The following is a 24,147-nucleotide window of genomic DNA, read 5'->3' as shown; positions in this document are numbered from 1 at the left end:
TAATTGCCATGGCGGCTTGTTCTATACAGAGAGTGATGAAAGGATTAGGGCAAGAGTTCGAATCACAGGGGTGATCGGAGGAGGGGCGCATGGAGTCTCCGACGTTCGACGTGTCAGCGCCTCGTCCTCCGGCTGATCCCTGGTGGGCCAGGATCATCGACGGCCCGCCCTTCTGGTCCTCGGATGACTCTCCTGCGTCCGAGCCCGGCGCCGAGGATTCACGTCGTCGCCCTGTCGTCGCGCCAAACCTTGCTGCCGTCGCGCCGAACCACCCTGCCATTGCGCCGAACCACGCTGTTGACGGCGGCCGCTCCCAGGACAGCGCGAGCGAGAACCCCACTGCCGCAGGTGGCGGCACTTCCACCCCGAGGCCAGCTGGTGGGATCCCGACGAGCCCGGCCGACGATGCCGCTGACACCGACGAGCACGGGGACGCCGGGCCCCGGAGGAGCGCGGCCGAAAGCACCCCCGGTGGCGCTGCCGCTGGCACTGCCGGTCCTGGCGGAGCTCCCACCGGGGTGTCCGGCCGCGCCCCCGGCACCGGACACCCCGGTGACAGCGACGCGGGCCGTGACCGGCATCGGGATGCCAGTGGTGCGTCCGGTGACGTTCCTGGCGGCGCTGCCGGTGCTTCTGGTGGTGCTTGTGATGGTGCTTGTGATGGTGCTTGTGATGGTGCTTCGAGCGCGGGGTCGTCGTCGTGGGTGGCGGTGGCGGCGGTTGCTGAGGCGGCGCGGGCGGTGGCGCTGGTACCGGTGCCGGAGGACTCGGGCGTGTGCCTGGCCGAGGCCGAGGAGTTGTTGTCGGCCCGGGATCGGATCACTTCGGCGTTGGCTGCCCGGGTCGGGCGTGTTCACCGGGCTGGGGAGGCGAAGAGCCATGGGCATGCGTCCACGAAGTTGTGGCTGCGTTCCGCTGGGGGGATGACCCCTGCGGGAGCCGGCCGGTTGCTGACGATGGGCATGGAGCTGGTCCGCCTGCACGAGGTGCGCCGCCTGTTCGCGGAGGGCGGCTTGCCGGAGGGCATTGTGGAGGTGATCTGTACGGCCACTTCCGGGTTGACCGACGACCAGGCGAAGACGGCTGAGGGGATCTTGCTGGAGCTGGCGAGATCGGCGGGTGCGGCGGAGGTGGCCAAGGCGGGGCGGTATCTGCGGGCGGTGCTGGATCCCGACGGCCACGAGAAGGACGAGCAGGCCGACTTCGACCGCCGGTTCTTCCGGGTACGCCGGCGCAGGAACGGCGGTGCGGAGGGGGAGTTCTACCTGCCGGTGGAGGCCGCCGCACGGTTGCAGCACCTGCTCGACGTCTACGCCAAGCCCAAGGCCGACGGCGATGACCGCACGCTGAGTGTGCGCAACGCGGACGCGTTCATCGCGTTCCTGGAAAACAAGATAGTCACAGAGCTTCTGGTGCTGGTCAACGCCGAATCCCTCCCCGACGACCCCGCGACGGCTCCCGGCAGCGGACCCCGCGCCGGTGATGCTCCGGGGCGTGACAGCGAGCGCTGCGAGAGCGACACCCCCGAGTGCGACAGCTGGCGCTGCGAGAGCGACATACCCGAGTACGACGGTGACCGGCCCGGGAGCGATGCGCCGATGCGGGGCGACGAGCACTGGGCTGACGCGCCTATCAGCCGGGACCCTGGCGTAAATGCTCCCCCCTGCGGCGACGAGCGTCCCGCTACGGAGCGCTCGGCCACGGGCAGCCCGAACGTAGCCGAGCCGCACTCCGACTCGGCCCCCGGCGACGAGCACGCCGAGCCGGGTGGCGGCGGGAACTGCACTGGACCCCAACGTGCGTCTGGCTGGCCCGATGAGGACCGCCCTGCCGGTGACTGCCCTGCCGACGACTACACGGCAGGGGACTACCGGCATGCCTTCACGCCGGGTGAGGCGCCGAGCGCGATGCCGGGGGTGGGAGCCGAGGCTCCGCCAGGTGCGGAACACGACGGCGATACCTGGCTGAGAGGTGACGCCCGGCCTGGAAGTGACGCCTGGCCGGGAGGTGACGGCTGGGCGGGTGAGGGAGCCGAGGCTCCGCCGGGTGCGGAACACGGCGACAGTGCCTGGCCGGGAGGTGAGGCCTGGGCGGGGGTGGGAGCCGACGCTCGACCGGGGGCGGGGGTGAACAGTCCGCCGGGGGTGTGGTTGCGGGGGTTGCCGGGGCTGATCCTGGCGACCGGGCAGTTGCTGCCCGCCTCCAGCGTGCACCGGCTGGCCCGCACCAGCACTCTGGTGAGGATCGTCATGGACGCCGCCGGGCAGGTGCTCGACATGGGCCGCAAGGTCCGCCTGGCCACCCCCGCACAACGCCGGGCCGTCTTCGCCCGGTACGCCACCTGCTGGGTCGACGGCTGCCCCCTGCCCGCCACCCTGTGCCAGACGACCACGCCGACGACTGGTGCAGCGGAGGACTGACCGACCTCAAACTGCTCGGACCGGCCTGCCAGTTCCACAACCGCGACCGCTACCGCCACCCCACCCGCTACACCCGCCGCGACATCGGCGACGACCGCTGGGCCTTCACCTACCGCAACCCCTACAGCAGTCGGCGAGCGAGGACATGATGCCGAACCACGTGCGGGCCGCCGGCATGGTCGCGGGTGGCGGGCAGTCAGGGGGCCATGATTGCCGGGGGTCATGGCTGCCGGCTGAGGCCGGTCGGGTCCGGCAAGGATTCGAGACGGTCGCGAGACGGGCGCGTGGATCAGAGCTCGAGTGGTCGGCCGGCATCGCGGCCCGATACCTGACGCTTCCTGACATGATCGGGCGATAGTCTCCCGCCGGAAGGAGGCGATGCGATGCGTTATGTGGCGCTGTTGCGCGGCATCAACGTCAATCCCGCCACCGCGGTGGCGATGACCGATCTCAAGGCACTGCTCGAACGCCTCGGGCACGGGAACGTGCGCACGCACCTGCGCAGCGGAAACGCCCTGTTCACGGCGGACGGTGACAGCGAGCCGATCGCCGCCGCGATCGAGCGCGGGCTCCAGGAGGAGCTCGGCCTGTCCACAACGGTGATCCTCCGTACGGCTGAGCAGCTTCGCGGTGTGGTGGAGCGCAATCCCCTGGAGGTCAGGGACCCGGCCCGGTTCGCCGTGGTCTTCCTGACCCGGCCGCCGGACCGTGAGGGGCTTGCGAGCATCGACCCGGCGGCGTACGCACCGGAGGAGATGCGGGTCGGCGAGCGGGAGCTCTACGTCTACTTCCCCGACGGGCTGCGGCGTCCCAAGCTGCCGCCGCTGCTGGAGAAGCACTCGGCCGGCCCGGCGACCATGCGCAACTGGAACACCGTCACCCGCCTGCTCACGCTCGCCGAGGACCTCTAGGACTGTTCGAGCAGGACTGTGCGGGCTCCCCCGTCGGGACCCAGTAGGGTCGGTGTCCTGATGAGCGCCACTCTTGTCGCGAAGGAACTCGCCGCCGGGCACGGCGACCGCGTCCTGTTCACGGATCTCGATCTGGTCGTCGCGCCCGGGGACGTCGTCGGGCTGGTGGGAGTCAACGGCGCGGGCAAGTCGACGCTGCTGCGCCTGCTGGCCGGCCTCGACGCCCCCGAGCACGGCAGCGTACGGCTCAGCCCGCCCGCGGCCAACGTCGGCCACCTGCCGCAGGAGCCCGAACGGCGGCCGGGTGAGACCGTCGCCGCCTTCCTCGCCCGCCGAACCGGGGTCGCCGCCGCACAGCGGGCCCTCGACGCGGCCACCGAGGCGCTCGTCGCCGGCGATGCCGGCGACGCGTACTCCGAGGCGCTCGATCGGTGGCTCGCCCTGGGCGGCGCCGACCTGGAGGAGCGGGCCGCGGAGGTGTCCGCCGACCTCGGGCTCACGGTCGGCCCGGAGCAGGAGATGGCGTCCCTGTCCGGCGGGCAGGCGGCCCGGGTGGGGCTGGCCTCGCTGCTGCTCAGCCGTTATGACGTGTTCCTGCTCGACGAGCCCACCAACGACCTCGACCTCGACGGCCTGGACCGGCTCGAACGCTTCGTGACAGGGCTGCGCGCCGGAACGGTGGTCGTCAGCCACGATCGCGAGTTCCTCGCCCGTACGGTGAACAGGGTGGTCGAGCTCGACCTCGCCCAGCAGCAGGTCCGGGCGTACGGCGGTGGGTACGACGCCTACCTGGAGGAGCGCGAGGTCGCCCGCAGGCACGAACGCGAGCAGTACGAGGAGTACGCCGACACCAGGTCCTCGTTGGAAGCCCGGGCCAGGGCCCAGCGCGCCTGGATGGAGAAGGGCGTCAAGAACGCGCGTCGCAAGGCCCCCGACGGCGACAAGCTCGGACGGAAGTTCCGCACCGAGGCGACGGAGAAGCAGGCGGCCAAGGCCCGGCAGACCGAGCGCATGATCGAGCGGCTGGATGTCGTCGAGGAGCCGCGCAAGGAATGGGAGCTGCGGATGGAGATCGCCGCCGCCCCCCGCTCCGGGGCCGTGGTCGCGACGCTGCGCGGCGCGGTCGTGCGACGTGGCTCCTTCACGCTCGGGCCCGTCGACCTGCAGATCGACTGGGCGGACCGGATCGCGATCACCGGCGCGAACGGCTCGGGCAAGACCACCCTGCTCGGCGCGTTGCTCGGCCGGGTGGCCCTCGATGAGGGCACGGCGGCGCTCGGCCCCGGCGTGGTCGTCGGCGAGGTCGACCAGGCGCGCGCCCTCTTCGAGGGCGACGAGCCGCTGCTCGGCGCGTTCGGCGCGCTCGTCGACCTGCCGCCCGCCGACGTCCGCACGGTGCTGGCCAAGTTCGGCCTGCGCGCCGACCACGTGCTGCGCCCGGCGGCAACGCTGTCACCGGGCGAGCGCACGCGGGCGGCCCTCGCCCTCCTCCAGGCCCGTGGGGTCAACCTGCTCGTCCTGGACGAGCCCACCAACCATCTCGACCTCGCGGCGATCGAACAACTGGAGTCGGCACTCGCCTCGTACACGGGAACCCTGCTGCTCGTCACCCACGACCGGCGCATGCTGAAGGCCGTCCACACGACCCGCCGTGTCGTCGTCGAGGCCGGCCGGATCCGCGAGGGCTGAGCCCGCTACGGCTGGTGAGCCTCACGGCTGAAGTAGCGGGCCACGACCTGCGTGTGGAGCGGGAACGCCAGCTCCTGAGGGGTGTCGATCACCACCCACTCGCTGGTCTCCGCGGTGGGCGCGACCGGCGGGAGTGCGTCCGCGGTCGTGCGCGGCCCGAGGCCGAAGATCAGCACGGTGCCGTCGGGCGCGCTGAGCACGTCGAACAGCCGCACACCGGCCGCGTCGACGACAACGCCCGTCTCCTCGCGGACCTCCCGTACGGCGGCCTGCTGCCAGGACTCGCCGATGTCGACGAAGCCGCCGGGCAAGGCGAGCAGGCCGCGGTGCGGCTCGACCGCCCGGCGGACCACGAGAAGGCCAGACGTCCGGGCGCTGTCCACCGGAAGCACCATGACCGCGACCGGCAGGGGGTTGAGATAGCTCGTGTTCCCGCACTCCTGGCAGGTCCTCGGCCAGGGCCGGCCGGGCGCGTAGGCCGCTCCGCAGAAGGAGCAGTGGGAGTTCCTGATCGCCACGCTCGCGAGGGTAGCAAGATTCACCGCCCGGACAGCTTGACGTCAGGACAGCTTGACGTCAGGGTAACCTGACGCAATGCTTGATGGCATGACTACTCCTGAAGAGCTTGAGCGTCAGTTCACACTGCTGACCGCGGCCGCGCGCCATGACGCGCTCCGCACTCGCGAGGCCCTCGCCTCACCGGCCGAGGAGGACGGGGAGGACGATCTCGGACCCTTGTCCGGCGACGAGGACGCCGAGCCCCTGACGCGGGAGGAGACGCTGGAGCTTCTCGCGCTGGGCGAGGTGATCGCACGGAAGGCGAGCTACGGGCGTCAGCTCACGGTCCGATCGGCTCGCAGGGCCGGAGCCTCGTGGTCGCAGATCGGCGCCGCGCTGGGAACCACCAAGCAGTCGGCCTGGGAGGCGCACCAGCGATGGATCGACGAACAGGCCCGGCACCGGAGCGAAGGCCACTGGGGCTGGGACGGCGACGAAGTGGCGGCCGCCCGCGCACTCGCCGGCGCGCCCGAGGACCAGAAAGCCCAGGAAGACCAGGAAGCCGCCGGATAAGCCCGCCGGCGTTACCCAGCCGAGGTGACGTGCAGGGCGACCGGCCGGAGGACCAGGCCGTCGGCCCATGTCACCGACTCCGGCGGAGTGGCCAGGCGGAGGGCGGGCCGCCGGGTGACCAGGGCTCTGAACGCCTCGGTGAGCTCGACCCTGGCGAGGCTGGCGGCCAGGCAGCGGTGCGGGCCGTACCCGAACGCCACATGCGGGTTGGGCGGGTGGCCGGTGAAACGGTGGATGTCGAACCGGCCGGGCTCGGGGAACGCCCGCGGGTCGTGGTTGGCCGCGTTCAGGTTCGGCATGACGACCGTCCCCGCGGTCAGCGGGCCGCTGGGCAGTTCGGTGTCCTCGGTGACGCGGCGCATGAAGGCGTTGGCGGGCGGCCCGTCGAAGCGCAGGACCTCCTCGACGGCGGTGGCCGTCAGGGCGGGGTCCGCGACCAGTTCGTCCCACTGGCTCCGGTGCAGGAGCAACCGGAACACACCACGGGCGATCATCGAGGCCGTCGTCTCGTACCCGGCCGTGATCAGGGAGAAGACGGTGTTGACGAGCTCGCCCTCCGACAGCCGGTCGCCTTCGTCCCTGGCCTGGATGAGCAGGTCGATGAGGTCCTGCCCGGGCGAGAGGCGATGCCGGGCGACCAGTTCGGCGGCGTAGGTCATGAAGCCGGTGTAGGCCTCCCCGCGCACCCGCTCGTCGGCCGTGGAGGTGGTCAGGAACATGTCCGTCCACCGGACGAACTTCTCGTAGTCGTCCATCGGCACGCCGAGCATCTCGCAGATGACATGGGCCGGTAGCCGCAGCGCGTATCCCTGGACCAGGTCGAAGTCGTCGCCCAGGCCGTCGAGGAGGTCCTCGGCGATCTTCGCGATGCGGGGACGCCACGGTTCGATCTGGCGCGGGGTGAAGGTGCCGTGCATGATCCGGCGGTAGCGCGTGTGCTCGGGTGGATCCTGGTTGACCAGCGCGTCCGGATCGTCGTCGATGCCGACGCCGCTCACGAACCGCGGCAGCCCGGGCAGGCGGAGATTGCGGCTGGACGCGGGCGAGGCCAGCAGGGCGCGGACGTCCTCGTACCGGACGGCCATCGGGACGCGGTCGCCGCTGGGCATGGTCGCCGGCTCCAGCGGCCCCGACTCACGCCGGCGGGCGAGCTCCGGCGACGGCGTGGCGAGCGGGCCCGGCACGATGTCCGGCCCCCCATCTGGGCTCAGCTCGGTGGCCATCGCAACCCCTTCCCAGTCGGGGGCGCCCGGGGGGGCGGCCTACGCGGAACGTACGAAATGTCGCCGGGGCCGTCAACAGGCCCCGTCAACAGCTCTGGAATGTTCTGACATACGGTGACGGTTGCGCATAACGAAACCGCTGTGCCGAGGGAGTTCTGTCTGTGACCACGACGACGACATCGAAGGGCATCGGGCTACGGTCGGAACGCGGTCCCGTCCTCGCCGCCATCATGCTGTGTACCGGACTGGTGGCGCTGGACAGCACGATCATCGCGACCGCGGTGCCCTCGGTCGTCAGTGACCTCGGCGGGTTCTCACAGTTCCCGTGGCTGTTCTCGATCTACCTGCTCACCCAGGCCGTCACCGTGCCCATCTACGGCAAGCTGGCCGACGTCTTCGGGCGCAAGCCGGTGATGTTCTTCGGGATCGCCGCGTTCCTGCTCGGGTCGGTGCTGTGCGGGGTGGCCTGGAGCATGCCCGCGCTGATCGCGTTCCGGGCGATCCAGGGCATCGGCGCCGGGGCGGTGCAGCCCATCAGCATCACGATGGCCGGCGACCTCTACTCGGTCGAGGAGCGGGCCCGGGTCCAGGGCTACCTCGCCAGTGTGTGGGGCATCTCGGCGGTCGTCGGCCCGACGCTCGGCGGCGTGTTCTCCGAGTACGTCTCCTGGCGCTGGATCTTCTTCATCAACCTGCCGCTCGGCGCGGTGGCCGCCTGGGTGCTCGCCCGCCGTTTCAAGGAGCAGGTGAGGCGCGGCTCCCACCGCGTCGACTATCTGGGCGCCGTGCTGCTGACCGGCGGCTCCTCGCTGCTCATCCTCGGCCTGCTGGAGGGCGGGGTCGCCTGGGAGTGGAACTCCGCGCCCAGCATCCTGATCTTCGCGGCGGGGGCGCTGCTGATCGCGGCTTTCGTCCTCGCCGAGCGCCGCGCGGCCGAACCGGTGCTGCCCTTGTGGGTGTTCCGCCGCCGCACGCTGAACGGGGGCAACCTGGTCTCCGTCGGCGTCGGCGCCCTCACCATCGGGCTCACGTCGTACGTCCCGACGTACGCGCAGGGGGTGCTGGGCACCGGCGCGCTGGTGGCGGGCTTCGCCCTGGCCGCGCTGACCATCGGCTGGCCGCTCGCGGCGACGTTCTCCGGCCGCCTCTACATGCGCATCGGGTTCCGCGACACAGCGCTGATCGGCGTCGTCGTGGTGGTGGCCGGCACCGTGCTGTGCGCGCTGCTCGGCCGGAACGCGATGATCTGGCAGGTCGCCGCCGCCTGCTTCGTGGTCGGCGTCGGCCTCGGGCTGTCGGCCAGCCCCACGATGGTCGCCGTGCAGTCGGTCGTCGGCTGGGAGCGCCGCGGCGTGGTCACCGCGACGAACATGTTCTCCCGCTCGATCGGCAGCACGGTCGGCGCCGCGATGCTGGGCGCCATCTCCAACGCGACGCTGTCGGACCGCTTCGCCCACCCGCCGGCCTCCCTCGCCGACTCCGCGGCGGGGCGGCTTCCGGACAGCCTCGACGCCACGAGCCTGGTGCTGAACGCCCAGGGCGCGGCGGCCCACTCGGCCGCCGCGTCCTTCGTCCGGGGGGCGTTGTACGACGCCGTCCACCACATCTTCATCGCGCTCGTCGTCGTGGCCGTGCTCAGCGTCGGTGCGCTGCTGCTCATGCCCCGCCGTACGACGGAGCTGTCGTTCGACTGACGGAGACGGCCCCCGCGGATCAGAGCTCGATGACGACCTTGCCCCGGGTCCGGCCGGCTTCCGCCATCCGGTGTACGGCCGCCAGATCCGCCAGGGGGCGCCGCTCGGCGACGTCGACGACGATCTCCTCCGCGTCCACCAGGGCGGCCATCTCGGTCAGCTGATCCACGTCGTTGCGGGTCACGAATCGTGTGGCGGTGACTCGCGAGCCCGGGGGCGGCTGAACGGGCGCGGTGATCGAGACGAGGTGGCCTCCGGGGCGTACCAGCCGGGCCAGAGCCGGCCCGGCGCCGGGCGCGAACGGGACGAGGTTGAGCAGCACGTCCAGGTCCCCGGGCAGGGAATCGGTCAGGTAGTCCACCACCTCGTCGGCTCCGCAGGCCCGGACCGCCGCCGCGCTGCGCGCGTTCCCGGCCGTGGCGATCACCGTCGCTCCGGCCCTTCTGGCGAGCTGCACGGTGAACATCCCCACCCCACCGCCCGCCCCGTTGACCAGCACACGCCGCCCCGGTGCGATCCGGCCGTGCTCGTACACCGCCTGCCATGCCGTCAGCCCCGCCACGGGGATCGCGGCGGCGTCCGCGAGCGGGACGACCATCGGCGCCGGGGCCAGCAGCCGCGCGGGCGCGACAGCGTACTCCGCCGCCGCCCCGCCCTCCAGCAGGCCCATGACCCTGTCCCCCGGGCGCGGCCAGGACACCCCCGCCCCGGTCGCCACCACGGTGCCCGAGACGTCCCACCCGAGCGTGTGCGGTAGCGGGAGGCCCGCCATCTCCGGCACCACCGTCCGCAGCAGCCCCGAGCGCAGCCCGATCTCGGACGGGTTGAACGAGGTGCCCGCCACCTCGATCAGCACCTCGCCCCGGCCGGGCGTGGGGATCGGGATCTCCTCCTGGCGGATCACGGACGCGTCGCCGTACTCGTGGATGCGGGCGGCCCGCATCGTGGCGCGGCTGCTCTTGTGTGTCATGAGTGCGACGGTAGGACGGCCCAGCCAGACGTCCAATGTCGTGAGGTCTGGATTTGATACGCGATCGTCTGGTCTTCCGTAGAGTGATCGGCATGGACGTGCTCAGCGATGTCATCTCCGTCATGCGTACCGGGCGGCCGAACGCGGCACGCGTGCAACGGCGCGGCGTCTGGGGACAGCGGTTCCCGGCGGTGCCGGGGGCAGCGGGTTTCCAGGTGATCCTGCAGGGCTCGTGCTGGCTCATCCCGCAGGAGGACGACACCGGCGCCGCGCCGGTCCCGCTGTCCGCCGGAGACGTGGTCTTCTTCTCGCAGGGTCACCCGTACGGCCTGGCCGACTCGCCCGCCACGCCCCTCGCCTTCACCGCCTGCGACCCGACGGCCGAGGACCTGGCGTTGTTCGTGAACGACTCGGCGGAACCGGACACCCCGGACGGCGGCGCGGCGGCCACGGTGACCTTGTGCGGCGGGTATCGCCTCGACCCGCGGCGAACGCACCCGCTGCTGCACGACCTGCCCGGCCTCATCCATATTCCGACCCGCGCCACCTCGATGACCGGAGACGGACCGGAGGCCGCCGCGGACGCGACGGCCGAGCTGGGCGCGATCGTCGCCATCCTCGGCCGTGAGATCGCCGCTCCCCGCCCAGGGACGGACGCCGTCGTCCCCGCGCTGCTGGACATGCTCCTGCTCTACATCCTGCGGGCCTGGTTCGACGGGCAACTCGCCCGGGGCGCGGCCACCGGATGGGCGGCCGCGCTGTCCGATCCGGCGGTCAGCACCGCCTTGCACGCCGCTCACCAGGACCCGGCCCGGCCGTGGACGGTCGAGTCGCTGGGCCGGGAGGCCGGGATGTCCCGTGCCGCCTTCGCCGCCCGCTTCACCGCCCTGGTCGGCCGGCCGCCGCTGACGTACCTGACCTGGTGGCGCATGACCACGGCGGCGCGGCTGCTGCGGGACTCCGACGCCGGGCTGGCCGAGATAGCCGCCCGTGTCGGTTACAGCTCGGAGTACGCCTTCGGCACCGCCTTCAAACGCGTCTACGGCACCGCCCCCGGCCTCTATCGCCGGCGTTCGTCCCCGTCCGGATGACGGGGACGAACGCTACGGCTGACCAGCCCGCCCTCGATCAGGCGATGGGCTTGACGGGGTGCTCGGCGCCGTTCACGCTCGCGCTTTCCTGCTGGGAGGCCGTCGCGGGCGAGCCGCCGGCCAGGAGGGTGCGCGCCAGGCCCAGCCCGGTGCCGCCCAGCGTGAGCGCCTTGGCCAGCATCTCCTCGATGCCCTGGGCGCCGTTGAGGACCACCATGTGGTCGACGTTGCCGAACGCCTTCGCCCCGGCTTCCACGATCTGCGGCCAGTTCTCGGCGAGCTGCTGGGCGATGACGGCTTCCTGGTTCTCCCGCAGCGCCTCGGAGCGGGCCCTGATCGCCTCGGCCTCGGCCAGACCGCGCGCCTTGGCGGCCTCGGCCTCCGCGAGACCGCGTGCCTTGGCGGCCTCGGCCTCGCTCAGACCGGTCGCCCTGGTCGCGGCTGCGGCGGCCTCACCGCGCAGCCGCACCGACTCGGCATCGGCCGCGGCCGCCTGCTTGACCTGCGACGCCTGCGCGACGGCCCGCAACTCGGTCTCCTTCGCCTCCGCCTCGGCCTGCGCGATGCGCGCGTCACGCTCGGCCTGCGACAGCGTCACGGTCTCGTACGCCTTGGCGTCGGCGGGCTTGCGCACCTGCGACTGGAGCCGCTGCTCGGAGAGCTGGGCCTCCAGCTCGGCCGTACGGGTCTCCTGGACGACGACCTCCTGACGGGCCGTCGCCTCCGACAGCGGGCCGGACTGCCGCGACCGCGCCTGCGCCTCGTCGATCTCCGCCTGGTAGGAGGCCTGCTTGATCTGCGCGTCACGCCACGCGGCGGCCTTGTTCGCCGCCGCGATCTGCTCGGCCTCGGTGGCCTCCTGGTCGCGCTGCGCCTCCGCGATGCGGGCGGACGCGGCGATCTTCGCGGCGTGCGGCTTGCCCAGGTTCGTGATGTAGCCGGTCTCGTCCTCGATCTCCTGGATCTGCAGCGAGTCGACCACCAGGCCGAGCTTGCTCATCTCGTCGGCCGCGGAGCTGCGGGTCTCGCTGGTGAGCCGCTCCCGGTTCAGAATGAGATCCTCGACGGTCAGGTTGCCGATGATCGAGCGCAGGTGACCGGTGAACAGCTCGTGGATGGCGCCGTTCATCGAGTCCTGCTGGTCGAGGAAGCGCCGGGCGGCGTTCGCGATGCTGCTGAAGTCGTCGCCCACCTTGTAGATGATGACACCACGCACCTGGACCGGGATGCCCTGCTGGGTCACACAGTTGACCTGCAGGTTCGTGGCCCGGCTGTCGAGCCGCAGCCGCCGGGAGGTCTGGAAGCCGGGCAGCACGGCGGTGCCCTTACCGGTCACGATCTTGAAGCCCAGGCTGTCGGCGAGCTCGTTCCTCGTGTGGGCGCCGAGGCCCGAGATGATGAGCGCCTCGTTGGGCTCGGCCACCCGCCAGATGGCCTTGAACAGCATGATGAGGACGATCAGGGCGACGATGGCGACGCCGCCCACGACCACGATCTCCGAGGACAATGGGAGCCTCCGTCCAGTGGGGGGGAAGAGAGAGGAGGAGGGTGCGGGTCAGACGATCGCGCGGGCGACGTAGACGCTGCGCGGGGGCGAGTACTCCACGACGACGACGATGGACCCCACCGGGATCTCCTCGTCCGGGACGCTCGGATAGGCGTAGAACGCCTCGACACCCCCGCGGATGGGGACCATCACCTCGCCGACGAGGCCGGGACCGATCCTGCCCGTGACCCTGCCCTGTCTGCCGACCACCCGCGTCACCCCGTCGTTTTCACCACACCTGGCCGCACCGCGAATGCGTACGCTACCCCGGATTGCGCGCTTCGCCGTGTTCTGCACCATCGCCCGGAAAACGTCCATGCGGCCCTGGGAGTTCCGCCCGGCGTCTGCCGGGCCGCCGACCGCGCCGCTGACCGGGCCGGCGCAGCGTCGTGAACGCCCAGGAGACGTCCGGCTCGACCGCCCACCGGAAGGCCCGCCGTACCGGGGAGGTGCACAGCAGGGCCGCCAGCACGGCGCCGAGCGCCACCATCGCCGCCACGCCGAGCGGATTGACGAGCGCGTCGTGGAAGCGCTCGGTGACCTTCACCGCGAAGCCGTGCAGCAGATAGGCGTACATGGTGGCGGCGCCGAGGCCGGAGAACCAGGTGCGGCGGTCCGGGGTCAGTGCGAGGAACGCCAGGACCAGCAGGAAGCCCGCCGCCAGCATGGCGAGCCTGATCAGGGTGCCGGTCAGGTCGTCCACGCCGATCTGGTGGTTGGAGTGGCGCCAGCGGATCCACTCCGTCGGCACGAGCCGGTGCACGGCGAAGGCCCCGGCGAGCGCCGCGGCCAGCACGGCGCCACCCGTGATCGCGGCCACCCGCCCGCGCAGCATCTCCAGGTGACCGGGGGTGAGCATGAGGCCGAGCACGTAGAACGGCAGCAGGCCGAAGGTGCGGTTCATCGACAGCTCGTCCGGCAGCGCGCTCGTCCCCGACAGCAGCGACAGCCCGACCGCGACGACCAGAGGATGCCGCAACTGCTGCCAGACCGGGGTGGACAGCCGCCAGAGGAACAGCGACATCAGGAACCAGGTCAGGTAGTACGGATCGAGCAGGCTGATCTCCAGCTTGCCGTACAGGAACCAGCGGGGCAGCGAGTAGGCCACCTCGAAGATGACGTACGGCACGGCCAGGCCGCTGATGAGCTTGCGCGCCTTGCCCGCGGAGAACGTGAAGTTACGCGACAGGTAGCCGCTGATCACGATGAACAGCGGCATGTGGAAGAGGTAGACGTAGAAGTAGAGCGCGTGCGCCGCGGGGACGTCCCGCAGGTCCTCCACGAGGTGCCCGGAGACGACGAGCACGATGGCCAGGAACTTGGCGTTGTCCAGCAGCGGGTCGCGGGCGGGGGCCGCCGGGCCGGACGTGCGCGCGGGAGCGGTCACGGTCATGCGGCCGGACCCTAGTCATCCGTCACTCACCCGTCCGTGAGCACCGGCGCAACCCCCGGCGAACACTCCCCGAACTCTTCGGAGCCCGTCGGCCCGTCGGCCCGCCGGCCGGGTCAGCCGGACAGTCCGGTGGCGGCGGCGCTGGCGTCCCAGAGGGCGGCGGCGAGGGCGGGGTCGGACATCCGCGCCGGCACCCGCACGGGGGCGTTCTTGACGAAGTAACGGCCCGGGTGGTCCACGCCGTCGGCGTGGGTGACGAGGTGGACGATCCTGGCGGCGCCGGCCTCGACCGGCTCACCCACCCCGGGAACGCGCCACACCATCTTCATGAAGAGCGTGCCGTCCGCGAAGGACGTCTTCAGCACCCCCGGGTGCAGGCACGTGGCGGCGAGCCCGCGCTCGGCGAGCGACACGGTGAACAACGCGTTGGCCTGCTTGGAGTCGCCGTACTGCTGCCAGCCGTTCCAGCGCTGCCGTTCCCTGGACAGGTCGGCGGGGTCGAGGCGGCCGAACTTCGCGGCCCGCGACGAGGTGGTGACGACCCGGGCGGACGACGCCGCGAGCCGGTCGGCGAGCAGGTTCGTGAGCAGGAACGGCGCAAGGTGGTTGACCTGCATCATCAGCTCGTTGCCGTCCACCGTCGTCCGCCGGTCGGGCGTCATGACGCCCGCGTTGTTGACCAGCACGTCGATGCGTTCGTAGCGGGCCAGCAGGTCCGCGGCCAGCCGGCGCACCTGGTCGAGTGAGGAGAAGTCGGCCACGAGGGTGTCCGGACGGGCGCCGCCGGCCTCCGCGGCCCGGTCCGCGACGGCGCTCACCTTCTCGGGAGTGCGCCCGACGAGCACGATTTGATGACCTAGCCGGGCGAGATCAAGGGCGGAAGCTGCACCGATTCCGGCACCAGCCCCAGTGATCACAGTAATCATGGTTTCCTCCTCCTGCGCGCGGAGTGTATCGGTGCTAGCCTTCTGTGCGATCTTCCGGAGGTGCATTCCCCCATAAATGCGGCACAGCCTCCAGCACTGCAGGAGTGGCCATATGGGTTCAAAAAACCGCTCGATTCGGTTCAAGATCTTCTTACTGCTGCTCCTACCATTGCTCATGTTGAGTGCTATGTGGGGGTTTGCCCTAAAACTCACGGTCGGCGACGGTGTCATCCTCCTGCGTTCCAAGACGCTGTACGACACCATCGGCATCGCCTCCACCGACCTCGGGTTGCAGATCCAGGCCGAACGCGCGCTGACCGCGGGGGTGCTGAGCAGCGGCCAGACGGCCTCCGGTGCGCTCAACACACAGCAGGCCAAGACCACCGCCTCGGTGGACAGGTTCAGGAAGACCGCCAACGAGGAGTCCACCCGTGACGCCATGGGCGAGGACCTCGTGGCGCCCCTGGACGCCCTGCTGTCCTCTCTCGAACGCCTGCCCTCGATCCGTGAGTCCGTCTCGCTCGGCCAGGCGGACCGGCTCTACGCCATCAACTCCTACAACGCGATCATGGACGACATGTTCGCGCTGTACGAGAGGCTGGTCTCGGTCCCCGACCTGACGGTCTTCCAGCAGGCCAGCGCGATGCAGGGAATGGGCAACGCGCACGAGATGATCAGCCGCGAGGACGCCCTCATCCGCGGCGCGCTCGCCAGCGGCATGATGACCGGCGAGGAGCAGACCGCGTTCAGCGAGTGGGTCTCCACCCGCCGGTTCCTCTACCGGAAGAACCGCGCGGTCCTGACCGGCGACATGCGCGCGCCGTACGAGCAGGAGCTCACCTCGCCGCTGTTCGACCGCTTCACGGCGCTGGAGAACCTGCTCGTCAACCGGGTGCGCACCGGCGGGCCGGTCCCGCCGGAGGCCCAGAAGTGGTCGGCGACCGTCGACCAGCTGATCCTCAGGCTCGACTCGGCCCGCGTGAAGGCGTCGGACGCGCTCAACACGAACGCCACCTCGGTCGCGACCGGGATCCTGCTCCGCATCCTGGTCGCCGGAGGGCTCGGCCTCGTCGTCATCGTGACCACGATCATCTTCTCCGTACGGTTCGGCCGCCGTCTCGCCCGTGACCTCGCCGGGCTGCGCGACGCCGCGCTCGACCTCGCCGACGTACGGCTGCCGCGCGTCGTCGAGAAGCTGCGGCGCGGCGAGGAGGTGGACGTCGAGGCCGAGGCGCCCCCGATCAACGCGACGGGGTCCAGCGAGGTCGAGGACGTCGCCCACGCGTTCGGCTCCGTGCAGCGCACCGCCGTGGAGGCCGCCGTCGGTCAGGCCGCCCTCCGCCGCGGCGTCGGCCAGGTCTTCCTCAACCTGGCCCGGCGCAAGCAGACCCTGCTGCACCGCCAGCTCACGCTGCTCGACACGATGCAGCGCCGGGCCGAGGACCCGGAGGCGCTGGAGGACCTGTTCCGGCTCGACCACCTCACCACCCGCATGCGGCGGCACGCGGAAGGCCTGATCATCCTGTCCGGGGCCACGCCGGGACGCGCCTGGCGCAAGCCGGTGCCGCTCATCGACGTGGTCCGCGCGGCGATCTCCGAGGTGGAGGACTACACCCGGATCACGATGGCCCCGATGCCGGCCGCCACCCTCACCGGCGCGGCCGTGGCCGACCTCGTCCACCTGATCGCCGAGCTGATGGAGAACGCCACCGTCTTCTCGCCGCCGCACACCAGGGTGGAGGTCCGCGGGGAGCTCGTCGCCAACGGGCTCGCGATCGAGGTCGAGGACCGCGGCCTGGGCCTCGCCCCCGAGGAGTACGACGAGATCAACACGCGGCTGACCGACCCGCCGGAGTTCGACCTGGCCGACAGCGACAGGCTCGGGCTCTTCGTCGTCAGCCAGCTCGCCGTCCGGCACGGGGTGCGGGTGGTGCTGCGCGGGTCGCCGTACGGCGGGACGACCGCGATCGTGCTCATCCCCCGCACCCTCGTCGTGGAGGACGGCGCGCCCGCGGCGATCGAGGGACCACCGCCCTCCCGCGGCGCCCACGCCAAGCCCGCACCGGAGATCACGCCGGAGACGCTCCGGGAGGCCGTCGCGGGACGGGTGTGGGATCCAGCCGGAGCCGCGGAGGGCCCCGAGTCGTCCCCGTTCTTCACCCCGGCCGCCCTGCGGACCGAGGCCGTGCCCACCTCGGTACGCGAGGCCCCGCCCGCTCCCACCCCGTTCCCCACCCCCGTCCCGACGCCCGTTCCCACAGCCGTCCCGACGCCCGTCTCCAGGCCGGAGCCGGTCGCCGCGAACGGCACCTCGAACGGCACATCGAACGGCACAGGAAACGGCGCCGGGAACGGCGCAGGAAACGGCACCGCGTCCCGGGCAAGGGGATCGGCTGCCAACGGGACCCACGCCGGTCTGCCGCGCCGGGTCCGTCAGGCCAACATCGCTCCGCAGCTACGCACCCCGTCCACGCAACCGACGCAGCCGCCGCTGTCCGCCCCTCCCATGGAGGAGCGGTCGCCCGAGGAGGCCAGGGCCGTGTTCGCCGCCTTCCAGAGCGGAGCGCGCCGGGGCCGGGAGGACTCCGACCAGCCGGGTGGGGTAGCACCCGGTGACCACGCACACAACACGCACGGCGAGAAGGGTGACGCATGACCGGCAAAGCGACGTCGACCGGCGAACTGAACTGGCTGCTCGACGATCTCATCAGCAGGGTCGCCGCCGTCCGCCAGGCGGTGATCCTCTCCACCGACGGCCTCGTCGTGGGAGCCTCCCAGGGGCTGAGCCGGGAGGACGCGGAACACCTGTCGGCGGTCGCCGCCGGGTTCCAGAGCCTGGCCAGGGGCGCCGGGCGGCACTTCGGCGGTGGCGAGGTGCGGCAGACCATCGTCGAGATGGAGGCGGCGTTCCTCTTCGTCACCGCCGCCGGGCAGGGCACCTGCCTGGCCGTCCTGGCCGCCTCCGACGCCGACGTCGGCCACATCGCGTACGAGATGGCGATGCTGGTCAAGCGAGTGGGCCAGCACATCTCCACCAACCCGCGCCGGATCTCCCCGTGAGACGGGCGGGCATATGACGGGACCCCAATGGATGGACGAGGAGGCCGGGCCCTTGGTCCGGCCGTACGCGCTGACAGGGGGCCGGGCGCGGCACTCCGGCGTGAAACTCGATCTCATCACGATGGTGACCACCACGGGTTCACGCAGGGACCTGTCCGGGATAGGTCCCGAGCAGCGACGGATCCTCGACCTCGCGCGCGGCGGCGCGTCGGTGGCGGACATCGCGTCCGACATCGACCTGCCGCTGGGCGTGGTACGTGTCCTGATCGGGGATCTCCTCGACCTGGGACTCGTCGAGGCACGGGCTCCGGGCAAAGTGGCGCCGCTGCCAAGCGAGCGCATTCTCAAGGAAGTGATCAATGGCCTTCGCGCCCTCTGAGGAGCCGGTCGCCCTCAAGATATTGGTGGCCGGCGGCTTCGGCGTCGGCAAGACCACGCTGGTCGGCGCGATCAGCGAGATTCGCCCTCTCCGTACGGAGGAGGTGCTGTCCGACCGCGGCGTCGGCGTCGACGACATCGACGGCGTGGAAGCCAAGACGACCACCACGGTCGCGATGGACTTCGGACGCATCACCATCAGGGAAGGCCTGGTGGTCTACCTGTTCGGCACCCCCGGGCAGGAGCGCTTCTGGTTCATGTGGGACGAGCTCAGCTACGGCGCGCTCGGCGCGGTCGTGCTGGCCGACACCCGGAGACTGACCGACTGCTTCCCGTCCATCGACTACTTCGAACAGCGCGGCACGCCGTTCATCGTGGCGGTGAACTGCTTCGACGGTGCGGATCAGCACGAGGCCGACGACGTGCGGATCGCCCTCGACCTCGATCCGGAGGTGCCCGTCCTGCTCTGCGACGTACGACGGCGCGCCTCGGCGAAGGTCGTGCTCGTCACCCTCGTGGAGCACGCGCTCAAGATGCTGACGGCCGCCCAGCGCTGATCGGCATGACGGCCGCCGTTCCGCTCGCGGGGCGGCGGCCCCAGGTGAGCTGGACGAGCCGCAGGGCGAGCAGCCCGAGGACGGACACCTCGGCGGCCAGCAGCAGCCGCTCCACCAGGCCGATCATGACGCCGTGGCCGGGCAGCGCGACGTAGGTGATGGCCGCGAGGCCGAGGCCGGAGGCGAGCGCGAGCCATTCGAGCGGCCGGGCGACGACCTGCCACCGCTCGTCCTGGCCGAGCCGGCCCACGAGCTGGATCGCGGCGGCGGGCACGCTCACGAAGGCGGCCGCCGACAGGAGTCCGTGCAGGTCGCCCTGCCAGCTCGTGTCCGACGGGATGACCGCCGCGCCGATGAGAGAGGCGCTCCACAGGCCGATCAGGCGGGCGGGCCAGCCGTCCACGGGCGCGTGCACCGCGCGCATCCCGGCGAGCAGGGCGAGCGAGGCCAGGCCGAGGACGGCCATGGCCGTCTCGATCACGCCGCCGTCGTCCCGCGCCGCGTACTGGCTGATCGTCATGGAGACGGGATCCAGCGAGGGTTCCCCGCCAACCTGCGCCGCCACGACGGTGGCGACGGCGAGCACCATGCCGCAGCCGGCGAGCAGGGGATAGATCCTCTTGACCATAACTTCAGAATCCCGCGTACGGCCCGTTTCTAACATCCGGGACAACGCGTACATCACCCCGATAGGGGATCAGGGTCGTCTCAGGGTGGGGTCCCCGGGGTCGCGTGGACCCCACCCCGGACGTCTATCCTGCGCGGCGTCTACTCCGCCGCCTCGTGGTAGCGCTCGCGCAGGCCGGGAGTGGGGTCGCCCTCGTACCGCTCGGTGCCACCCGACGTGCCGCCCGGCTCCCAGTGGGGCGGCTCCGGCGCGCCGGACAGCAGCCAGGCGGCCTGCTTGGCGGCGCCGTCCGCGACGTACTCCCCGGGGGTGGGGACGAGCACCGGACGCCCGAACACGGTGGGCGCGATCCGGCGCACCGCCTCCGAGCGCGCGCCGCCGCCGATGAGCAGCACCCTGGCGGGCTCGACGCCGAGCGCGTCCAGCGCGTCGGCGAGCCCGCACAGCATGCCCTCGACCGCGGCCCGGGCCAGGTGCTCCGGGGTGGAGTTGGACAGGCGCAGCCCGTGCAGGGACCCGGTCGCGTCGGGCCGGTTGGGGGTGCGCTCTCCCTCCAGGTACGGCACGAGCACCAGCCCGTCCGCACCGGCGGGGGCCCGCAGAGCCAGGTCACTCAGCTCCTGGGGCGTGACCCGCAGCATCCGGGCCGTGGCGTCCAGCACCCGCGCCGCGTTCAGCGTGCAGACCAGCGGGAGGTACCGCCCGGTGGCGTCGGCGAACCCCGCGACCAGCCCGGCCGCGTCGGCGGACGGCGTCTCGGAGACGGCGAAGGCCGTGCCCGACGTGCCGATGGACACCACCACGTCACCGGGCCGCATGCCGGCGCCGAGCGACGCCGCCATGTTGTCGCCGGTGCCGGGCGCGAGCAGCGCGCCGCCCTGCTCGGCCGTACCCGCCTGCTCGGCCGGACCGAGCACGCGGGGCAGTTCCGGCACCCGGCCCATGGCGAGTTCCAGCAGGTCGGTGCGGTACTCACCGGTGGCGGGCGACCAGTAGCCGGTGCCGGAGGCGTCGCCCCGGTCGGTCGCGATCGTGTCCGGCCGCCCGGCGAGCCGCCAGGTGAGCCAGTCGTGCGGGAGACAGACCGACCGCGTACGGCGGGCGTTGTCCGGCTCCTCGCGGGCGAGCCAGCGGAGCTTGGTCACCGTGAACGACGCCACCGGCACGCTGCCGACGGCCTCGGCCCACGCCTTCGGTCCGCCCAGCTCGGCGACCAGGTCGGCCGCGGCCCCGGCCGACCGGGTGTCGTTCCACAGCAGCGCGGGCCGGACCACCTCGCCGTCCTCGTCGAGGCAGACCATGCCGTGCTGCTGGGCCCCCACGCTGACGGCGGCGACGTCCGCCAGGCCGCCCGCCTGCTCGATCGCGCTCTGCAGGGCGGTCCACCAGTGCTCGGGATGGACCTCCGTGCCCTCCGGGTGGGGGGCGCGGCCCTCGCGCACGAGGGCCCCGCTCTCCGCGTCCCGGATCACGACTTTGCAGCTCTGGGTCGATGAGTCGACCCCTGCCACGAGCGTCACAGTCGTCCCCTCACTCTGTCTCTCGCTCCGTCTGTCGGCCGGCCGGTCAGCCGCGGACGCCGAGGAGGTGCTCGATCGCGAGCTGGTTCAGCCGGGTGAAGTGGAAGCCGCGCTCCGCCGCCGCGTCCACGTCGATCGACTCGGCGAGGACGTCCTCGTACGTCTCACCGGCGGCGAGGGTCGGCTGGGCCAGCTCGTTGTACCTGCTGGCCTCCAGCGCCGCCTGCACCTCGGGGTCGGCGCGGTAGGCCTTCGACTTCTCCTTGAAGATGAGGTAGGTCCGCATGTTGGCCGCGGCCGACTCCCAGACGTCTTCCTTGTCCTCGGTGCGCAGCGGCTTGTAGTCGAAGTGGCGCGGGCCGTCGTAGCCGCCGTTCTCCAGCAGGTCGACGAGGAAGAACGCGTTCTTCACGTCGCCGTGGCCGAAGATGAGGTCCTGGTCGAACCGCGGGCCGTGCTGGCCGTTGAGGTCGATGTGGAACAGCTTGCCGTGCCACAGCGCCTGGGCGATGCCGTGCACGAAGTTCATGCCGGCCATCTGCTCGTGGCCGGTCTCGGGGTTGAGGCCCACCATCTCGGGGTGCTCCAGCGAGTTGATGAACGCCAGGGCGTGCCCGATCGTCGGGAGCAGGATGTCGCCGCGCGGCTCGTTCGGCTTGGGCTCGACCGCGAAGCGGATGTCGTAGCCCTTGTCGATCACGTACTGGCAGAGGAGGTCGAAGCCCTCCTTGTAGCGGTCGAGCGCGACCCGCACGTCCTTGGCGGCCTCGGACTCCGCGCCCTCACGGCCGCCCCAGCACACGTACGTCTTCGCGCCCAGCTCGGCGGCGAGGTCGATGTTGCGGATCACCTTGCGCAGCGCGTAACGCCGGACCTCGCGGTCGTTGCTGGTGAACCCGCCGTCCTTGAAGATCGGGTGGGTGAACAGGTTGGTGGTGGCCATCGGCACCTTCATGCCGGTGTCGGCCAGCGCCTTCTTGAAGTTCTCGATCGCCCTGGCCCGGTCCGGCTCCACCGCGAGGAGGTCGTCGTCGTGGAAGGTCACACCGTACGCGCCGAGCTCGGCCAGGCGGTGGACGCTCTCGACCGGGTCCAGCGGGGCCCGGGACGCGTCGCCGAACTGGTCGCGCGCCTGCCAGCCGACGGTCCACAGCCCGAACGTGAAACGGTCCTCGGGAGTGGGGGTGTACATGAGTCGCCTCCGAATTAGTCTATGTTGTGGACTAAATATTCCGACGTAGCGGGCTCCGGGTCAAGAGGGCGTGTCCAGGTCTTCAACGCCCGATAGTGGAGGGTGTGATGTCGCAGGCCGTACGACACGACGCGATGCGCGCCCGGAACCTGGCGCTCGTGCTGGGCGAGGTGGGCGCGCGCGGCGCGGTGACGCGGGCCGCCCTCGCCGAGATAACGGGCCTGACCAAGACGACCGTCTCCAAGCTGGTCGGCGACCTCATCGAGGGCGGCCTGGTGGTGGAGACCGGCGCCGTCCGGGACGGCGAGCGCGGCAGGCCCGGGGTCGAGATCCGGATCAGCGGGCGCAGCGTGGCCGCCCTCGGCCTGGAGGTGAACGTCGACTACCTGTCCGTGTGCGTGGTCGACCTCGCCCGGACCGTGCGGCTGCGCCGTACACAGGCTGTGGACAACCGCGCCGCACCCCCTGTGGACAGCATCGCGCGACTTGGGAATCTGGCCGCGAACGTTGTGGACGAAGCTGTGGAGAAGGGCCTCCGGGTGGTCGGCGGGGTGCTGGCCGTGCCCGGCCCCGTGGACCGGACCACCGGCGACGTCCGGAACGCTCCCAACCTGGGCTGGCGCGACGTCCCGCTGGCGTCGCTGCTCCGGCACTTCCCCTTCCCCGTACGCGTCGAGAACGAGGCGAACCTGGCCGCGCTCGGGGAGCTGTGGTTCGGGTCGGGGCTGCCCGATTTCCTGCATGTTTCAGGAGAGATCGGCATCGGGGCCGGGCTCGTCGTCCGCGGCCGGCTCTTCCGGGGGGCGCACGGCTTCGCCGGCGAGCTCGGGCACGTCGTGGTCGCGCCCGACGGGCCGCAGTGCCGCTGCGGCGGCCGGGGATGCCTCGAACAGTACGCCGGGCAGGACGCCCTGCTGGCCACCGCCGGGGGCGTGCGCGGCCAGCTCGGCGTCGCTCAGGTGGCCCAGCGCCTGCGGGAGGGCGACGAGAAGGCGCGGGAGGCCTGCGAGCGGGCGGCGTGGGCGCTCGGGGTGGCCCTGTCGTCGGCGATCAACCTGGTGGACCCCGGCGCCATCGTCCTCGGGGGGATCTACGCGCCGCTCTTCCGCTGGATCGGCGACGTGGTCGGGGACACGCTGCGGGCCCGCCTCGGCCAGATGCGCGGCACCGTGCCGCCGGTGATCGTGTCGCGGCTCGGCGCGGAGGCGGCCGCCCTCGGCGCGGCCGGTCAGGTGATCGAGCAGGTCATGGCCGATCCCGCCGCCCTTTTGCACGCCTGAGCTAGACTTACTTGAAAGCTCAAGTAATGAGCTCAAGCAAACGGGAGGGCGTCATGCCGGTCCAGCGGCTCAACCACGCGGTGCTCTATGTGCGGGACGTCGACCGCAGCGTGGCCTTCTACCGGGAGGCGCTCGGCTTCCGCGTCGTCAACGCACTCCCCGGGGCGGCGTTCCTGCAGGCCGAAGGGTCGTCGAACGACCACGACCTCGGGCTCTTCCAGATCGGCGCGCAGGCGGGGCCGTCGTCGGCGGGCCGGGCGACGGTGGGGCTCTACCACCTCGCGTGGGAGGTCGACACGCTCGCCGAGCTCGACCGTGTCGCGACCCGGCTGGCCGCGATGAACGCCCTGGTCGGCGCGTCCGACCACGCAACCACCAAGGCCCTCTACGCGAAGGACCCCGACGGGCTGGAGTTCGAGGTCTCGTGGCTCGTGCCCGCCGACCTGATCACCGACGAGCTGCTGGCCGGGCGCACCACGATCAGGCCGCTCGACCTGGCCCGGGAGCTGGAGCGGTACGGCGCGCACACGCGCGGCGGGGTCGGCGTCAGCGTCTGACCGAAACTCCTACATAAGACAGGTCAGAAAGGCTGCATGTA

At 71.5% G+C, this 24,147-nt stretch carries 23 protein-coding genes; 13 read left to right on the top strand and 10 right to left on the bottom strand.

The annotated features are described in order from the left end of the window. The first annotated feature begins 89 nt into the window (after positions 1–89). The 4 genes from F5972_RS13885 to F5972_RS13870 all read left to right on the top strand — a co-directional run bounded on the left by F5972_RS13885 (position 90) and on the right by F5972_RS13870 (position 5,020). Positions 90–2,420: a DUF222 domain-containing protein gene (locus tag F5972_RS13885; protein WP_225311454.1), complete on the top strand. Its 2,331-nt coding sequence runs from the start codon at positions 90–92 to the stop codon at positions 2,418–2,420. Then, entirely contained in the window at positions 2,378–2,569 is a 192-nt protein-coding gene (locus tag F5972_RS13880) for a hypothetical protein (RefSeq protein ID WP_150933848.1), read from the top strand. The genes F5972_RS13885 and F5972_RS13880 overlap by 43 nt, the downstream gene beginning before the upstream one ends. Positions 2,570–2,803: 234 nt before the next feature. Then, on the top strand, positions 2,804–3,331 hold the full coding sequence (locus F5972_RS13875) for a DUF1697 domain-containing protein (RefSeq protein ID WP_150933847.1): 528 nt from the start codon (positions 2,804–2,806) through the stop codon (positions 3,329–3,331). Between the two features lie 60 nt (positions 3,332–3,391). After that, entirely contained in the window at positions 3,392–5,020 is a 1,629-nt protein-coding gene (locus F5972_RS13870) for an ABC-F family ATP-binding cassette domain-containing protein (RefSeq protein WP_150933846.1), read from the top strand. A gap of 5 nt (positions 5,021–5,025) precedes the next feature. On the opposite strand, the gene F5972_RS13865 is transcribed toward F5972_RS13870, so the two are convergent. Next, complete coding sequence (locus F5972_RS13865) at positions 5,026–5,538, bottom strand: NUDIX domain-containing protein (protein WP_263641826.1); 513 nt, start codon at positions 5,536–5,538, stop codon at positions 5,026–5,028. A gap of 88 nt (positions 5,539–5,626) precedes the next feature. Here F5972_RS13865 and F5972_RS13860 point away from each other — a divergent pair, with 88 nt between their 5' ends. Continuing rightward, complete coding sequence (locus F5972_RS13860) at positions 5,627–6,091, top strand: hypothetical protein (RefSeq protein WP_150933845.1); 465 nt, start codon at positions 5,627–5,629, stop codon at positions 6,089–6,091. An 11-nt stretch (positions 6,092–6,102) separates the two neighbouring features. Here the strand turns inward: F5972_RS13860 and F5972_RS13855 are convergent, their stop codons facing one another. Next, positions 6,103–7,314, bottom strand: coding sequence for a cytochrome P450 (locus tag F5972_RS13855; protein ID WP_150933844.1), 1,212 nt, complete (start codon positions 7,312–7,314; stop codon positions 6,103–6,105). A gap of 161 nt (positions 7,315–7,475) precedes the next feature. Here F5972_RS13855 and F5972_RS13850 point away from each other — a divergent pair, with 161 nt between their 5' ends. Beyond that, complete coding sequence (locus tag F5972_RS13850) at positions 7,476–9,008, top strand: MDR family MFS transporter (RefSeq protein ID WP_225311453.1); 1,533 nt, start codon at positions 7,476–7,478, stop codon at positions 9,006–9,008. A gap of 19 nt (positions 9,009–9,027) precedes the next feature. On the opposite strand, the gene F5972_RS13845 is transcribed toward F5972_RS13850, so the two are convergent. Then, a complete protein-coding gene (locus F5972_RS13845) occupies positions 9,028–9,978 on the bottom strand; it encodes an NADP-dependent oxidoreductase (RefSeq protein ID WP_225311452.1) in 951 nt (316 codons plus the stop codon). Positions 9,979–10,070: 92 nt separating this feature from the next. On the opposite strand from F5972_RS13845, the gene F5972_RS13840 reads away from it, so the two are divergent. Continuing rightward, positions 10,071–11,069 carry an AraC family transcriptional regulator gene (locus tag F5972_RS13840; RefSeq protein ID WP_150933843.1) on the top strand — a complete coding sequence of 333 codons (999 nt, stop codon included), beginning with the start codon at positions 10,071–10,073 and terminating at the stop codon, positions 11,067–11,069. Between the two features lie 37 nt (positions 11,070–11,106). Here F5972_RS13840 and F5972_RS13835 read toward each other — a convergent pair whose 3' ends face one another. The 4 genes from F5972_RS13835 to F5972_RS13820 form a co-directional block, all read right to left on the bottom strand. Then, positions 11,107–12,576 (bottom strand): flotillin family protein, encoded by a 1,470-nt coding sequence (locus F5972_RS13835; protein WP_204284775.1) that lies wholly within the window; start codon positions 12,574–12,576, stop codon positions 11,107–11,109. Positions 12,577–12,624: 48 nt separating this feature from the next. Continuing rightward, on the bottom strand, positions 12,625–12,825 hold the full coding sequence (locus tag F5972_RS13830) for a hypothetical protein (RefSeq protein WP_150933842.1): 201 nt from the start codon (positions 12,823–12,825) through the stop codon (positions 12,625–12,627). A 52-nt stretch (positions 12,826–12,877) separates the two neighbouring features. Continuing rightward, complete coding sequence (locus F5972_RS13825; RefSeq protein ID WP_150933841.1) at positions 12,878–14,008, bottom strand: acyltransferase family protein; 1,131 nt, start codon at positions 14,006–14,008, stop codon at positions 12,878–12,880. A 113-nt stretch (positions 14,009–14,121) separates the two neighbouring features. Continuing rightward, positions 14,122–14,934 carry an SDR family NAD(P)-dependent oxidoreductase gene (locus tag F5972_RS13820; protein ID WP_150933840.1) on the bottom strand — a complete coding sequence of 271 codons (813 nt, stop codon included), beginning with the start codon at positions 14,932–14,934 and terminating at the stop codon, positions 14,122–14,124. Between the two features lie 187 nt (positions 14,935–15,121). Here F5972_RS13820 and F5972_RS13815 point away from each other — a divergent pair, with 187 nt between their 5' ends. From F5972_RS13815 to F5972_RS13800, 4 genes are read left to right on the top strand one after another with little or no spacing between them, the layout of a single operon-like run. Continuing rightward, positions 15,122–17,590 carry a sensor histidine kinase gene (locus F5972_RS13815; RefSeq protein WP_191910097.1) on the top strand — a complete coding sequence of 823 codons (2,469 nt, stop codon included), beginning with the start codon at positions 15,122–15,124 and terminating at the stop codon, positions 17,588–17,590. Then, positions 17,587–17,994, top strand: a complete 408-nt coding sequence (locus F5972_RS13810) for a roadblock/LC7 domain-containing protein (protein WP_030507694.1) — start codon at positions 17,587–17,589, stop codon at positions 17,992–17,994. The genes F5972_RS13815 and F5972_RS13810 overlap by 4 nt, the downstream gene beginning before the upstream one ends. A 31-nt stretch (positions 17,995–18,025) precedes the next feature. Further along, on the top strand, positions 18,026–18,373 hold the full coding sequence (locus F5972_RS13805) for a DUF742 domain-containing protein (RefSeq protein WP_225311451.1): 348 nt from the start codon (positions 18,026–18,028) through the stop codon (positions 18,371–18,373). Beyond that, complete coding sequence (locus F5972_RS13800) at positions 18,354–18,929, top strand: GTP-binding protein (protein ID WP_150933837.1); 576 nt, start codon at positions 18,354–18,356, stop codon at positions 18,927–18,929. The genes F5972_RS13805 and F5972_RS13800 overlap by 20 nt, the downstream gene beginning before the upstream one ends. On the opposite strand, the gene F5972_RS13795 is transcribed toward F5972_RS13800, so the two are convergent. The 3 genes from F5972_RS13795 to xylA all read right to left on the bottom strand — a co-directional run bounded on the left by F5972_RS13795 (position 18,901) and on the right by xylA (position 22,269). Continuing rightward, positions 18,901–19,557: a DUF998 domain-containing protein gene (locus tag F5972_RS13795; RefSeq protein WP_225311450.1), complete on the bottom strand. Its 657-nt coding sequence runs from the start codon at positions 19,555–19,557 to the stop codon at positions 18,901–18,903. The two genes, F5972_RS13800 and F5972_RS13795, sit on opposite strands and share 29 nt — an antisense overlap. A gap of 140 nt (positions 19,558–19,697) precedes the next feature. Further along, complete coding sequence (xylB, locus tag F5972_RS13790; protein WP_150933836.1) at positions 19,698–21,077, bottom strand: xylulokinase; 1,380 nt, start codon at positions 21,075–21,077, stop codon at positions 19,698–19,700. 46 nt (positions 21,078–21,123) lie between these two features. Next, entirely contained in the window at positions 21,124–22,269 is a 1,146-nt protein-coding gene (gene xylA / locus F5972_RS13785; protein WP_150933835.1) for a xylose isomerase, read from the bottom strand. 107 nt (positions 22,270–22,376) lie between these two features. On the opposite strand from xylA, the gene F5972_RS13780 reads away from it, so the two are divergent. Both F5972_RS13780 and F5972_RS13775 read left to right on the top strand, forming a co-directional pair. Next, positions 22,377–23,549, top strand: a complete 1,173-nt coding sequence (locus F5972_RS13780; RefSeq protein ID WP_150933834.1) for an ROK family transcriptional regulator — start codon at positions 22,377–22,379, stop codon at positions 23,547–23,549. A gap of 26 nt (positions 23,550–23,575) precedes the next feature. Beyond that, positions 23,576–24,106, top strand: a complete 531-nt coding sequence (locus tag F5972_RS13775; RefSeq protein ID WP_225311449.1) for a VOC family protein — start codon at positions 23,576–23,578, stop codon at positions 24,104–24,106. The last annotated feature ends 41 nt before the right edge of the window (positions 24,107–24,147 follow it).

Origin of the sequence: Microbispora cellulosiformans (assembly GCF_008728085.1) — a bacterium.
GTDB classification, from domain to species: Bacteria; Actinomycetota; Actinomycetes; order Streptosporangiales; family Streptosporangiaceae; genus Microbispora; species Microbispora amethystogenes.
Note: the sequence above shows the minus strand (reverse complement) of the source record. Positions and strands in the feature narration are given on the sequence as shown.

Excerpts from the sequence above, each read along its gene's own strand:
- F5972_RS13885 (WP_225311454.1), top strand. The coding sequence starts at position 90 with ATGGAGTCTCCGACGTTCGACGTGTCAGCGCCTCGTCCTCCGGCTGAT.
- F5972_RS13875 (WP_150933847.1), top strand. The coding sequence starts at position 2,804 with ATGCGTTATGTGGCGCTGTTGCGCGGCATCAACGTCAATCCCGCCACC.
- F5972_RS13870 (WP_150933846.1), top strand. The coding sequence starts at position 3,392 with ATGAGCGCCACTCTTGTCGCGAAGGAACTCGCCGCCGGGCACGGCGAC.
- F5972_RS13860 (WP_150933845.1), top strand. The coding sequence starts at position 5,627 with ATGACTACTCCTGAAGAGCTTGAGCGTCAGTTCACACTGCTGACCGCG.
- F5972_RS13855 (WP_150933844.1), bottom strand. The coding sequence starts at position 7,314 with ATGGCCACCGAGCTGAGCCCAGATGGGGGGCCGGACATCGTGCCGGGC.
- F5972_RS13845 (WP_225311452.1), bottom strand. The coding sequence starts at position 9,978 with ATGACACACAAGAGCAGCCGCGCCACGATGCGGGCCGCCCGCATCCAC.
- F5972_RS13840 (WP_150933843.1), top strand. The coding sequence starts at position 10,071 with ATGGACGTGCTCAGCGATGTCATCTCCGTCATGCGTACCGGGCGGCCG.
- F5972_RS13825 (WP_150933841.1), bottom strand. The coding sequence starts at position 14,008 with ATGACCGTGACCGCTCCCGCGCGCACGTCCGGCCCGGCGGCCCCCGCC.
- F5972_RS13820 (WP_150933840.1), bottom strand. The coding sequence starts at position 14,934 with ATGATTACTGTGATCACTGGGGCTGGTGCCGGAATCGGTGCAGCTTCC.
- F5972_RS13815 (WP_191910097.1), top strand. The coding sequence starts at position 15,122 with ATGTGGGGGTTTGCCCTAAAACTCACGGTCGGCGACGGTGTCATCCTC.
- F5972_RS13810 (WP_030507694.1), top strand. The coding sequence starts at position 17,587 with ATGACCGGCAAAGCGACGTCGACCGGCGAACTGAACTGGCTGCTCGAC.
- F5972_RS13805 (WP_225311451.1), top strand. The coding sequence starts at position 18,026 with ATGGACGAGGAGGCCGGGCCCTTGGTCCGGCCGTACGCGCTGACAGGG.
- F5972_RS13800 (WP_150933837.1), top strand. The coding sequence starts at position 18,354 with ATGGCCTTCGCGCCCTCTGAGGAGCCGGTCGCCCTCAAGATATTGGTG.
- F5972_RS13795 (WP_225311450.1), bottom strand. The coding sequence starts at position 19,557 with ATGGTCAAGAGGATCTATCCCCTGCTCGCCGGCTGCGGCATGGTGCTC.
- xylA (WP_150933835.1), bottom strand. The coding sequence starts at position 22,269 with ATGTACACCCCCACTCCCGAGGACCGTTTCACGTTCGGGCTGTGGACC.
- F5972_RS13780 (WP_150933834.1), top strand. The coding sequence starts at position 22,377 with ATGTCGCAGGCCGTACGACACGACGCGATGCGCGCCCGGAACCTGGCG.
- F5972_RS13775 (WP_225311449.1), top strand. The coding sequence starts at position 23,576 with ATGAGCTCAAGCAAACGGGAGGGCGTCATGCCGGTCCAGCGGCTCAAC.